The organism is Natrarchaeobius versutus, from assembly GCF_041205745.1.
Classification (GTDB): Archaea; Halobacteriota; Halobacteria; order Halobacteriales; family Natrialbaceae; genus Natrarchaeobius; species Natrarchaeobius versutus.
Genome location: NZ_JBGFCC010000003.1, coordinates 142056 through 156149, shown reverse-complemented (window position 1 = coordinate 156149; position 14094 = coordinate 142056). Strand labels below are relative to the sequence as shown.

Sequence of the window (14094 nt, the reverse complement as noted above, 5' to 3'; positions counted from 1 at the left end):
ACAGCGTCGACACCGTAGACGATTCGAGAGTCCCTCGAACACTCGGTGGTCACCGGAGTCGTATTCGATCGCGCCACTGGTTCAGCTACGAATAGCGATAAGGAAGATAACGGGTGAGTGTCCTGTCCCTTCGGCGACATTGAAGCCATCGATCGCCGAGGAATCGTTATTCGGCTCATACTCACGTTTTGCGTTTCACGCAGTCGGTGATCGGTATTTATTTCATGAGTATTAGTTTCAAAATATTTAAGATAACGTGAACAATTCCTCTTCCATGAATCGGTCAGATCGTCGTGTGTCGGGTCGGGTGGCCCGGTGGGTATTCATTTGTGTGGTTAGTTTTGGGGCGGTGATGCTGGTGTCGGCTGGCGGTGTCGCTGCCGAGACTGATGCGCCCGAGTGTAGCGAAGTCGAGTTCGAGCAGAACAGCGAGGGCTACTACGAGATTAGCACGCTCGAGCAGTTGCAGTGTGTTGGCGACGATGAGGAGGGGCCGGGTCTGGATGCGGACTACATTTTGACTGAGGACATCGATGCCTCAGCAACTGCGGAGTGGAACGACGGGGCGGGCTTCGAGCCGATTGGTTCTTGGGCAGAGCCAGGGTCCAGCGACGATTCCGAACCGTTCACGGGAACGTTCGACGGGGACGGTCACGTCATCTCGGACCTCACCGTGAACCAGCCAGATGGGATTTTCCTGGGCGGACTATTCGGAAATACCGAGGGAACTATCTCTAGCGTTGGTCTCGAGAACGTCAGCGTGACGGCGGAAGCAGCCGCCGGCGGATTCGTCGGGATAAACAGGGGAACGATCACCGATTCGTACGTCACTGGGGAACTCGTTGCCGAACAGGACGTTGGCGGGTTCGGGTTCGAGGCGAGTGGGCAGGATGCTGTCTTCGAACGATCGTTCGCGGCGGTCGACATCGAGACTGATGGGCTAGTGAACGGTGGGTTCCTCGCCGGTCACTCCAGTGGGACAGTCAGCGACGTCTACGCGACTGGCGAGATCGATCTCCCGGATGACTTCGGCGACCACGATGAAGACTATGCGGGCGGGCTCATCGGGTGGCATTCGGGCGGCACCGTCGAAAACTCCTACTGGGACGTCGCCGCGACGGGGGTGGACGAAGGCGTTGGTACCGGTTCTGACGACGGCATCACCGGGCTCCAGACGCTCGACATGGTTGGCGTCTCCGCGACGCAGGCGATGGACCTCGACTTCGAGGACGAGTGGGCCGTCGACCACGGCGACTCGCTGTCGTACCCCTACCCTGCTTCGACCGAGCCGACGGCGCCAGCGGTTCCCGACTCACTCGAGGTCACGTGTGACGCCGTCGAGTACACCGAGCGCGACCGGAGCAACGACTTTGGGTATGAGGTCCTCCTCGAGGTCGGGACTCCGACGGAGTTGCAGTGTCTCGGCCACGAGGACTCGAGCGGTACGCTCGAGGACGATTACCTCCTGACGAACGACATCGACCTCGCGGACACGGCCCACTGGGACGATGGTCAGGGCTTCGACCCGATCGGCGTGCGGGCAGAGCCAGGTGAAGACGACCAGTCGTTCACGGGGACGTTCGACGGCGACGGTCACGCGATCTCGAACCTGACGATCGACAGGACCGGTCAGTTCAACGCACTCTTTGTGGCGGCTAACGGCACCATCTCCGACGTGGGTCTCGAACAGGTAGCCATTGCAGGAGGCTCGAGCAACAGCGCTGCGCTGGTCGCCATACTCGAGGAAGGGGGTGCGGTCCACGGCGTGTCGGCTTCGGGATCCGTCGAGGGAGATTGGCAGACTGGTGGTCTGGTTGCCATAATGTACGAGGATTCCGAGATGCGAAATTCGCACACCACCGTTGACGTCACGGATTTCTCCGGCACTGCTGGGGGCGTCGCCTTCGCTGTGGCAGACGCAACCATCGAGAATACGTACGCGGCGGGTACCGTCTCCGGTGACGAGAGCGGCGGGATCGTTGGATCCGCGTATGATGAATTCCCAGGCGAGTACAGCAACGTCTACTGGGACGTCGACGCGACCGGCCAGGACGAGGGCCTGGGGAGAATTGCCGAGACCGATGAGCCCGCCACCCCAGAGGGCATGACCGGCCTCGAGACCTGGCAGTTGACCGGCGAAGACGCCGCGGAGTACACGGAATTGCTCTCAGAGCCACGGTGGTTCCTCCCGGAAGATGACGACTATCCGATCCTGTTCTGGGAGGCCGCCGACCTGCCAGCGTATCAGGCACCGGACTGTAGCGAGGTCGAGTTCGAACAGAACAGTGAGGGCTATTACGAGATTGGCACGCTCGAGCAGTTAGGGTGTGTCGGTGACGACGAGGAAGGGCCGGGTCTCGACGCGGACTACGTGCTGATCGACGACATCGACGCCTCGGATACCGCGGCCTGGCACGACGCGAAGGGCTTCGACCCGATCGGAGATGACGACGAAGGCGTCGCATTTACGGGTACGTTCGACGGTGACGGTCACGTCATCTCGAACATCGTGATAAACCGGCCCGAACACGGCTACGGTACCTACCTCGGTGGACTGTTCGAGCGCAACGACGGGACCATCACCGGCGTTGGTCTCGAGGACGTGGACATCACCGCGGACACGAACGTCGGCGGCTTCGTCGGCTTGAACGATGGGACGATCACCGACTCGTACGTCACCGGCTCCATCACCGCGCAAGGGTCGATGGGCGGGTTCGCGATGCAGACGATGGGGGATGGCACCATCGAACGCTCGGCCGCGGTGGTCGATCTCACGGGCGATCAGTGGGCTATCGGCGGATTCATTGGCGCCCACGACGCCTCTTGGGGAGCACTCAACGACGTCTACGCCGCTGGCGAGATCACCCTCCCGCCGGACTACGGTGACAGCGACTCGTATTATGCGGGCGGTATCGCCGGCGTGTCAACCGCTTCACCCGACATCGAAAACGCCTACTGGGACGTCGACGCGACCGGGCTCGACGACGGAATCGGCGAGCGAGACGATCAGGGCGTCACCGGCCTCCACACGCCCGACATGGTCGGCGTCTCCGCGACGCAGGCGATGGACCTCGACTTCGAGGACGAGTGGGCCGTCAAACACGGCGACTCGCTGTCCTACCCCTACCCTGCTATGGTCGGCCTGGAAGCGCCCCCGACGCCCGATTCCCTCGAGTCGACGTGTCACGCCATCGAGTACGCCGAGGCCAGTGATGGCTTCCTCGAGATCCGGACGCCGATGGAGTTGCAGTGTCTCGGCCACGAGAACGCGAGTGGCAGTCTCGAGGACGACTACGTGCTGATGAACGACATCGACCTCGCGGACACGGCCCACTGGAACGACGGCGAGGGCTTCGAACCGATCGCTGACTTCGACGACGACATCCCGTATCAGGGAACCTTCGACGGCAACGGGCACGTCATCTCGAACCTGACGATCGACGGCGAAGTTTTCGTGGGACTGTTCAGCCTGGTCAATGGCACCGTCACCGACGTGGGTGTCGAAAACGCGAACGTTACGGGTACTCCTGGGGCGGCTCCGTTGGTCGGTGATCTCACCGAGGGTGGGACGGTTGCCAACTCATTCGCCACCGGCTCGGTCGACGGGGGAACCGGAATCGGTGGCCTCGTCGCTTCACAGCGAACCGACACCGTGATTCGAAACTCCCACACCAGCGCCGACGTGACTGGTGACACTTCTAGAGGCTCTGTCGGTGGATTGGTCGGCTGGGGATACCCGACCATCGAGAACAGCTACGCGACGGGCTCGGTCATCAACGAACACGACGAGGCCGGTGAAGGTGCCATCATCGGAGAGATGGAACCCGACGACCAGAACGACTTCACCAACGTCTACTGGGACGTCGAGACGACCGGCCAGGACCACGCAATTGGAAACGACGGCGACGACGAGTTCATCACCCCCGAAGGCGCGACCGGCCTCGAGACGACGGCGATGGTCGGCACGGCGGCCGAAGAGCACATGGACGTCAGCTTCGGTGCCTTCTGGGCCACCCAGACCGATCCCGACGACTACCCGGTACTCTTCTGGGAGGCGGGGATGGCACACCCGACGTCGGTGAACTGCGCCCGGGTCGAGTTTGAGCAGACCGACGAGGGCGTCTACGAAGTCGGGACGCTGGATCAATTACAGTGCATCGGCGACGATGACGCAGGGCCGGGCCTCGAGGACGACTACGTCCTGACGAACGACATCGACGCCGAGCGCTCGCAGTACATGAACGATCACACGGCGTTCGCACCCATCGGTGACGAGGACGCGCCCTTCACCGGCTCGTTCGACGGCAACGGCCACGCGATCACCGAACTGACCATCGAGGACCCCGACGGCGACGGGCCAACCGGCCTGTTCGCGGTGTTCGACGACGACGGTGCGGGCCACGAGATCCACAACGTGTCGCTGCTCGAGGTCGACGTGTGGTCCGACCAGGACAACAGCGAACACACCGGCGGGCTGGTCGGCCACGTCGAGGAGGGCGCGCTCTCGAACGTGACCGTCACCGGGACGGTCACCGGCGGAGAGACCACCGGACTGGTCGCCGGCGAGGTCGAGGGCTCGATCACGAACGTGGTAGCGGACGGAACGGCCTCCGGCGACGATCACACCGGACTGGTGGCCGGAGCGGTGGACGGTTCGATCACGAACGCCACCGCGACCGGGGACGTCACGGGCGACCGGTTCACCGGCGTGGTGGCGGGCGAGGTGGACGGTGACTTCCAGCACGTCTCCGCGACCGGCACCGCCTCCGGCGGGACATTAACGGGTGGAGCCGTCGGTGAGCTTCGCCCCGCCGACGTGAGCAACGTGTCCGCGGACGTCGACGTGACCGCCGACGGCGACGACGACCGCTGGATCGGTGGCCTCGCCGGCCGCATCCTTGATGGTGAGGCGACGCAACTGACCGCAACAGGCAACGTCACCGGCACCGACGAGGTCGGCGGTCTCGCCGGGAGCGTCACCGGCTCGGTAACCGACTCCATCGCCACCGGTGACGTCTCCGGCGATGGCAACGTCGGCGGCTTCGTCGGCGACCTGCACAACGGCGAGGTGACCACTTCCGTCGCGACCGGTGACGTCGACGCGACCGGAAACAATGCTGGCGGATTCGCCGGGTACGTGCTCGGTGGTTCGGTGAGCAATTCCTACGCACAGGGTGGCGTCTCCGGCGGTGGCAACGCCGGCGGCTTCCTCGGGCGGTTCCAGTCGGGTGACGCGAGCGCTGTCTACGCGACCGGTGCGGTCGAAGACGGTGCCGGACTCGTCGGCAGTCGCAATCCACAGACGTCCCCCGAGGTGACCGACGGCTACTGGGACGTCGAGGCCACCGGCCAGACCGACGCAATGGGAGTCGGCGAACTCGAGGGCATGACCGGTCTCGAGACCGACCAGTTCGTCGACGTCGCACCAGCGATCTTCGCCGCCCTCGAGTACGAGGAGACCTGGACGCTCGTAGACGACGACTATCCGGCACTCGCCTGGGAAGACCGGGCCGTACCGGCGACGGCGGACGACCCCGTCACCATCGAGGACTCGGGCACCTACAGCCTCCACGCCGACCTCGTCGGCACCGGAACGATCTTCGAAGTAGCCGCAAGCGACGTGACGATCGACGGCGACGACCGCACGCTCGAGATCGCCGACGCGGGCGGTGCGCCCGCGATCAGTCTTTCGGGGTCGGACGCGACCGTCTCCAACCTCACCGTCGAACACGACGCGAACGCCACGGCGCTCGAGGTCGGTGACGCAGGCACCACCGTCTCGAACCTCACCGCGAACGCGACGACCGGCGACTCGGTCACCCTCTCGTTCGAGGGCGAGAACGTGGCGGTGGGAGCGACCGACGCCCCCGCCGACGCGCCGGATGGAGCGTTCTCCGCAGAGCAGTACGTCGAGGCGACCGACGCGGGTGACGGCGAACTCCGCGACCTCGAGGTCGCGTACGATCCGACCGCCCTCTCTGAGATGGCCGACGAGGAGACGCTCGCGCTGTGGAAACACGACGGCGAGACGTGGCACGCGGTGGACGACTCGAGTGTCGATACCGACCGCCAGGTCGTCACCGCGAACGTGACCGAGTTCTCGACGTTCGGCGCGTTCGCCCACCCACCGGCCGCGACCCTCGAGATCGGTGAGTTCGGAGACGCATTCACCGATGAGGTGGCCGGTCACGAGTACGGTACCGTCGAGATTCCGATCGAGGAAACGAGTGGCGAACAGACGATCGACCTCGACGTCACCCTGGAGATCGTCGGCGACGAGACGGGCGCGGTGTTCGCCGAGACGAACGACACGCTCGTGCTGGCTGGCGAGAGCGTGAACGCCAGCTTCGACGTTGGCGAACTCGACGAGGCGGACACCTACACGGCGACGGTGACCGCCGACGCCGCGAACGCCGACGCGACGACCCGGAACGAGACGTTCGAGATGGTCGAACCGGCGACGGCCGAACTCAGCGACCTCGAAATCGCCGACGCCAGCGAGGCGGCGACGATCATCGAGGGCGACGATGCGAACGTCAGTGTCGACGCCACCAACACGGGGGATGTCGCTGGCTCGTTCACGATCGACCTCACCATCGGCGAGGAATTCGAGGCGAGCGCTGAGACCGACGAACTCGAACCCGGCGAAACTGAGACAATCGCCTTCGGGAACGTCACGGGCGATCTCGCACCCGACGAATACACGGTGTCGGTCGCCGACGCGGCTGGCGACGACGAGCAGACGGGCACCCTGACGGTCGAAGCGCCCGCGGCGTTTCTCGTCTCGGTCGAGGAGACGAATGCGCCGATTAATCCGGGTGACGTTCTGATCGTCACCGCGAACGTGACGAACGTCGGCAACCAGACGGCCACCCAGACGGTGACGCTTTCGGACGGCCAGAGCGACCCCGTTGACGAGGTCGAACTCACCCTCGCCGGCGGCGAGTCGAACGAGTCGGTCGTCCTCGAGTGGGAAACCGACGAGGAAGACGGTGGCACCCACGAGGTGACGGTCGCAAGTGACGATAGCGATGACACCGCAGGGGTGACCATCTACGGCGAAGCCACGCTCGAGGTCGGCGAGTTCGCCGAGCAATTCACCGACGAGGAGCTGGGCCACGACTACGGTACCGTCGAGATCCCACTCGAGGAAACCAGCAATGAAACGACAGTTGACCTCGACGTAACGCTGGAAATCGTCGGCGACGAGGCGGGCGAGGTGTTCGCTGAAACGAACGACACGCTCGAACTGGCTGGCGAGGAAACCACCGTCGAGTTCGAGGTCGGCGAGATCGGCGAGGGAGACAGCTACACGGCGACGGTGACCGCCGACGCGGACAACGCGGGCGAATCGACCCGATCGGAGACGTTCACGGTCACGGAGCCACCAGAACCAGCCGTGTTCGAGGTGAGCGACCTCGAGCCCGAAAACCCAACTGTCGAACGAGGCGAGACCCTCGACGTCTCGGCGGCAGTGACGAATATCGGTGATGAAAGCGCCGAACAACCGATCGAACTCAGAATCGGCGGGACCGAGATCACAAGCCAGACAGTCGAACTGGACAGTGGCGAGAGCCACCTCGTCGAGTTCACGGCTGTCGAAACCGGTGACCTCGACGTCGGCGAGTACGAACACGGAATCTTCAGTGACGACTCGAGCCAAACGGGATCGCTGACCGTCGAGGCGGACGAACCCGAGCGGGCCGTCCTCGAGATCGGTGCCTTCGACGAACAGTTCCCCGACGAGACCAGTGGCTACGACTACGGAATCGTGGAAATCCCGATCGAGGAGACCGCCGGCGTCGACACCGACGGACTCGAGATCTCCCTCGAGGTCGTCGGTGACGAAACGGGCGAGGTATTCGCCGGGACGAACGACACGCTCGAACTGGCTGACGAGGAAGCTACCGTCGAGTTCGACGTTGGCGAACTCACCGACGCTGACGAGTACACCGCGACGGTGACCGCCGATGCGGAGAACGCAGACCAGCAAACCGAAACAGCCGGCTTCACCCTCGACGTCGACGCTGACTCGGCCGAGTTCGACGTCGAAATCGAGAAGACGAACAGCCCCGTGAAGGCGGGCGAAACGCTCGAGGTGGTGGTCAACGCCACAAACCTGGGGGAGACCACCGCTACTCAGACGATCACGCTGACCGACACCGGCTTCGGCAACGAGGTGCGGGACGAACTCGACGTCCGACTCGAGCCCGGCGAGTTCGACGACTCGGTCGTTCTCACCTGGCAGACCGACAGCGAGGGTACCGGGACGGGTGACGTGACCGTTGAAACTGCGAACGAGAGCGTTACTGAGACGGTCACCGTCGAGGATCGAGACGAGCAGGCGCTCTTCGAGATAGCCGATCTCGAACCCGAAACGGCCACCGTCGAGCAAGGAGAGCCCCTCGACGTCTCGGCAACTGTCACTAACCGCGGGGACGAACGTGGCGAACAGCCCATCGAACTTCACATCGATGGGGACGAAATTGCAAACGAAACTGTCGCACTCGACACCGACGAGACCGAGTCAGTGGAGTTCACGGGCGTCGAGACGGAGACGCTCGAGCCGGACAGTTACGAACACGGAATCTTCAGTGAAGACAGCGACCAAACGGGGACGCTGACCGTCGAAGCGCGGGCTGAAGAAGCGTTCTTTGCGGTGGGCGATCTCGAGCCTACGGAACATACAGTCGAAGGGGGTGAGACAGTCGACGTCTCGGCGACTGTCACGAATGTCGGCGATGAAACTGGCGAGCAAACTGTTGAACTACGTATCGACGACGCTGAGATCGCCAACCGGACAGTCGAGCTCGAGGGCGAAGCGACCACCACCGTCGCGTTCACGGACGTGTCAACGACGGGTCTCGGGCCGGGTAGCTACGAATACGAGATCGCAAGCGAGGATAGTACTCGGACGGGGACGCTGACCATTACGTCGGACGAACCCCAGCGAGCCGTCCTCGAGATCGCCGACTTCGCCGAGGAGTTCCCCGACGAGGACGCCGGTTTCGAGTACGGGAGCGTCGAAATCACGATCGAAGAGGTCGCCGGCATCGGAACCGACAGCCTCGTGGCCACCCTCGAGATCGTTGGCGAGGACGAAAGAGAGGTCGTCACCGAGACGACTGACGTCCTCGAACTCGATGGCGGTGGCGAAACGACCATCGAGTTCGACGTCGGAGAACTCGAGTCGGCCGACACCTACACTGTAACGGTTACTGCCGAGGCCGGCAACGCAGACACCGTGATCGGAAATCACTCGTTCACGCTCGACGACGACGGGACGTCACAACGTCCCAGCCCGAGTCCGTCATCGAGCACCGGCGCGGGCCTCTCGTCCAGTACTGATCCGGCCGAGTTCCACCTCGAACTCGAAACCGAGGAGATCACGACGCTGGCTGGAGAGACGTTCGACGTCACGACGACGGTCGAAAACGATGGCGACCGCGAGGGGACGCAGAACCTTTCGCTTCTCGTCGACGCCGAGACGGTCGACGACGAAACTCGAGCGCGACTGAACGAGAGTTACGTCCTCGAATCGGGCGCATTCGTTCTCGCAAACGAGAGTCGCACGCTCGAGGGTGGCGACGAGACGACAGTCGTCTTCGAGACCGTCTCCACAGACGGATTCCCGGACGGGACGTACAACTACACGGTCCGAACCGAAGACGATGCGGAGACCGGCACCCTCACTCTCGAGCGGCCGGCGAGCGTCGAGATCGTCGAGACGACGTTGCCGGAGTCGGTCGGAGACGACGAGGACGTGACCATCGACGTCAAGCTCAGGAACAGCGGTGATCGGGACACAACGCGTGACGTCGACGTCCTCGTCAACGACGCACTCGTCGAGACGGCGTCGGTCGACCTCGAGAGTGGCGACTCGACGACGACGACGCTCGATCTGGATGCTGATGTGTTCGCTCAGGGAGAGAACATCGTCGTGATCGATACTGGCGACGACGCCGTCGAACGATCGCTTCACGTCGAATCTGCTCGAGAGGCCGACGACGATTCTGGTGGTACCGATACCGTACCAGGATTTGGCGTCGGCGTTGCGATTATCGCGCTCGCGATAGCCGTATCGGTCGCACATCGGAGAAGCCGAAAGACTGACTTCTCCAACGACTGAGACGGTTTCCTGTCGGTCATTTCCGGCACAACCGCGACCCGGGCGACGGTTGCGCCGGTAAATCGGGACGGCAGACCGTCTCGGTGGCTACGATACTGTTTCCGTCCGTTGGCGGTCGCTGGCTCCCGAACGCCTTTGTGCCTCGCCCGCACGGATACCCGTATGAACATCGGGATCATCGCAGACACTCACGACAACGTCGACGCCGCCGAGCGTGCGGCCGAGATATTCGCGGAAGAAGGCGTCGAGATCGTCGTTCACTGCGGCGATTTCGTCGCTCCGCCGCTACTCTCTACTCTCGAGGGGTTCGAGGTCCACGGCGTCCTCGGGAACAACGACGGCGAAATATCGGGGCTCGGAACGGCGTTCGACGAACTGGGAAACGAAAGCGAACTCCACGGCCGCTTCGCGAGTCTCGAGTTCGACGGGCTCTCCTTTGCAGTGTTACACGGCGAGTCGAAAGCGGAGGTCGAGGCGCTCGCCGACGCCGAGGCGTACGACGTCGTCTGTTACGGCCACCACCACGAGCGAGAGATTACGGAACGCGGCCGGACGACGGTGCTCAACCCGGGTGGGCAGTTCCCGACGATCCCGGCCGACCACCGAACGGTCGCGATCGTCGATACGCGCTCCGAATCGGTTCGGTTTCGATCGGTTCTCGAGTGATTTTCCCTCGAAACCCGCCCTCGAGCGGACGACCAACGGTTCGTGTCGAACACGAAGCTCGTGGCGAAGCACAACGCATTCCCGTCTCCGGGCGGTAGTCCCGCTATGAGCGACCCCGGTGACGGCACGAGTGAGGACCTGGACGTGGATCGGTGGCGGACCGAACTCGAGGACAAACGGGCCGAGAAAGACGAGTTCTTCGGGACACACCCCCAGTCGCCGATCCCGCCGGACGACCGCGACGCGTTCGACGGGCTCTCGTACTTCGAGCCGGAGCCGACCTACCGGGTGACGGCGACGGTCAGAATCCACGACGATCCCGAGGTCGTCCTGATCGAGACGACCGCCGGCGGAGAGATGCGGTACCTCCGGGTCGCGACCCTCGAGTTTCCGCTCGATCGAGAAGATCCCGATCTCGCGGACGGCACGTTCGAACTCGCGGCCTATCGACTCGAGAGTCCGGGCGAGCAGCCGCTTTTCGTCCCCTTCCGGGACAAGACGACCGGCCAGCAGAGCTACGACGGCGGGCGGTACATGGAACTTTCGCCCGACCGCGACCTCACGGACGGTGAGAAGATCGTCCTCGATTTCAACCTGGCGTACACGCCGTTCTGTGCGTTCAGCGAGACCTACGACTGCCCGCTCCCGCCGGAGGAAAACTGGCTCGAGGTGGCGATCCCGGCTGGCGAGCGGTTCGAGTCCTGACGGGTTCTCGAACGACGGCCTTCGAGCCGAGACCGCAAGTGAGGATCGGACTCGAGAGTTGTGGTCAGACCGGTGAGTTGTGATCGAACGGAGAGTTGCGATCGAACTCGAGTGAGAACGGCGGGTCGTTTCCGGTGGAACTGATATCGAGCAAGAAGTACCGTTCGTCACTTCGAACCGCGTTCGAAAATCCGGCCGTCAGGGGGCGACACCGACGGTGAGCAACGTGCCGAACTCACGATAGCGTTCGACCATCTCCTCGCGGGTGTCCCAGTCCTCGGTCGGGAACTCGGCATCCGGCGGGATAGTGATCTCCCGATCCGGAACGTGATCCTGTTCGGCGACGGAGAGTCCCGCCTCGCGAAACGCCTCGCGGTATTGCCCGCGATCCCAGCGGGTCATCTCCACGGAGATCGACTCCTGCCACTCGTGGGAGGAAACGTTCTCCTCGTAGTAGTTCACGGCACAGTAGAAGGTCCCGCCGGGTCGGAGTATTCTGGCGATCTCCTCGAGAGTCGTCTCCGGGTTCGCGGCGTAGTAAAACGCCTCCATCGACCAGACGTGATCGATCGAGTCGGTCGCAAACGGGAGCGAATCGAAGTCGCCGACGACGTAACCGACGTCGGAATCGTCGGTGTACCCCGCCGCGTTTCGGGCCATCTCGGGCGAACCGTCGAGCCCGTAGATCCGTCCCGCGTTCTTGGTCTCCCGGAGCGCGCGACCGGCGTACCCGCTCCCACAGCCGAGATCGAGGATCACGTCGCCGGGCTCGACCGGCATCCGCGACAGCGCGTGTTTCGCGGTGTGCCAGTGGCGTTCCTCCATCCCTCTATCTCGGCCGCTCGCGGCCCACTCGTCGAACTCCTCGCGAACGCTCATACATTCCGGTCGGGTCCCGGCGCCAAAATCCGTTCGACTTCGACTCCCGGTCCGGATCCAGGTGCTGGAGACGCCGTCGTTGGTCGACGTAGTCCGCGCGTAAACGTTCCCCGCCGACGCATCTGGTCGTTGTAGTAGCCACTGAACGTCGTTGCACACCCGCTCACGATAGCCGGCCCGGAGAGCGTTCCGTTCGTCCGGCCCCGGCCACTGTCTGTGAGCGGTCTGTGAATCGTTTCAGTTGTTACGATAGGTTCCCAACGGTCTGTACCGACCGACAGACTCTTTAGGGATGCCTAAAAAGTATGAGTGGAGAGGTTTAGGTCGGCCGAAATACCGTGGGCATCGGTCTCGGTCGAACGAGACAGCGTCCGCTGTCCCCTCCTCTCGACCCTTCTCTCGACGACAATCGGAAGGTATATGTGTTTTAGGTCAGCCTAAATCAAGTATGGAAGGACACGACAGTGACCGCACGTACAGGACGACCGGACGACGACCGTTCCTCGCCTCCGCAAGCGCCTCTGCGCTCGGACTCGCCGCGCTCGCAGGGTGTACGAGTGACGAGGGCGGCAACGGCGGTAACGGCGGTAACGGTGGCAACGGCGGCAACGGTGGGAATGGAAACGGCGATGACGGCAACGGAAACGGCGACGACGGCGGGGCCACGTCGGTCGCCGACGCCGAACCGCTCGCCAGCCCGGTCGACTCGAGCGGCGTCTCCTGGGACGACCTCGGTGATCTCGAGGGCGAGATCACGGTCTACTCCGGGCGAACCCCCGACCAGATCGATCTCGTCTTCGAGCAACTCGAAAACGAGTACAGCGGACTGACGATCAGCCGCGACTACGACGACAACGACGTCCAGGTCAACCAGCTGGAACAGGAAGGGGACGCGACGCCGGCGGACGTGTTCTACTCCCAGGACCCGGGCGCACTCGGTGCCGTCCACGACGCGGGAATCGTCCAGGAGCTTCCGAGCGACATCGTCGATACGGTCCCCGAGAGCTACCGTCATCCTGACGGATACTGGACCGGGGTCAGCGGCCGGGTCCGTTCGGTCTTTTACAACGAGGACCGATTGGACGAGACGCCGTTGGATAGCTGGGACGAGCTACCGACGGACATCTTCGAGTACGCGGAAGACGATCGGTTCGAGGGGATCATCTCGACGCGTCCGAACTCCGGGACGTTCCGCGGGTTCATTCAGGCGATGGTCGACCTCGAGGGCGAAGACGCGACGCGACAGTGGGTCAGTGACTTCATGGACCAGGATCCACAGCTGTACGGGAGCGGAAGCACCCAAGCCGAGGAAGTCAACCGCGGTGGCGACGACGACCCAATCATCGGTCTGGGCAACAGCTACTACGCCGCGCGTCTCGTCAACGAAGATTCCAGCTCGCCGATTCGCGTAGCGTTCACCGAAGGCGATGCAGGTGCCCTGTTCAGCGTCGCCGGCATCGCTGTCACGAACAGTGTCGACGATCCCGAACTCGTCGCCGAATTCGCTCGTCACCTCGTCGCCGTCGAGGGACAGGAGTTCATGATGGACGACAACGGCGAGTTCCCCGTCGTCGAAGGCGTCGACTACGTTGGCCCGCTCCCCGGTCCCGACGAACTCAACTCGCCAACGTACGACCTCAGCGAGTTCGACATGGAGTTGCAGGCGGCCAACGACCTTCTGGAAGACGAGGGTATGATGCCGCTGTAATCCACTG

Annotated in this window: 5 protein-coding genes; 4 read left to right on the top strand and 1 reads right to left on the bottom strand. The window is 63.5% G+C overall.

Annotated elements, in window-relative coordinates; all coding sequences use genetic code 11:
* Window positions 1-352: 352 nt before the first annotated feature.
* The 3 genes from AB7C87_RS08745 (at window position 353) to AB7C87_RS08735 (ending at window position 11500) form a co-directional block, all read left to right on the top strand.
* Window positions 353-10129, top strand: coding sequence for a GLUG motif-containing protein (locus AB7C87_RS08745; protein WP_369729053.1), 9777 nt, complete (start codon window positions 353-355; stop codon window positions 10127-10129).
* A gap of 162 nt (window positions 10130-10291) precedes the next feature.
* Window positions 10292-10795: a metallophosphoesterase gene (locus tag AB7C87_RS08740; RefSeq protein ID WP_369729052.1), complete on the top strand. Its 504-nt coding sequence runs from the start codon at window positions 10292-10294 to the stop codon at window positions 10793-10795.
* A 105-nt stretch (window positions 10796-10900) separates the two neighbouring features.
* A complete protein-coding gene (locus AB7C87_RS08735) occupies window positions 10901-11500 on the top strand; it encodes a DUF1684 domain-containing protein (RefSeq protein ID WP_369729051.1) in 600 nt (199 codons plus the stop codon).
* Window positions 11501-11698: 198 nt separating this feature from the next.
* On the opposite strand, the gene AB7C87_RS08730 is transcribed toward AB7C87_RS08735, so the two are convergent.
* The gene (locus AB7C87_RS08730; protein WP_369729050.1) at window positions 11699-12379 is read right to left on the bottom strand and encodes a class I SAM-dependent methyltransferase; all 681 of its coding nucleotides are present in this window, start codon (window positions 12377-12379) and stop codon (window positions 11699-11701) included.
* 448 nt (window positions 12380-12827) lie between these two features.
* On the opposite strand from AB7C87_RS08730, the gene AB7C87_RS08725 reads away from it, so the two are divergent.
* Window positions 12828-14087, top strand: a complete 1260-nt coding sequence (locus AB7C87_RS08725) for an extracellular solute-binding protein (RefSeq protein ID WP_369729049.1) — start codon at window positions 12828-12830, stop codon at window positions 14085-14087.
* The last annotated feature ends 7 nt before the right edge of the window (window positions 14088-14094 follow it).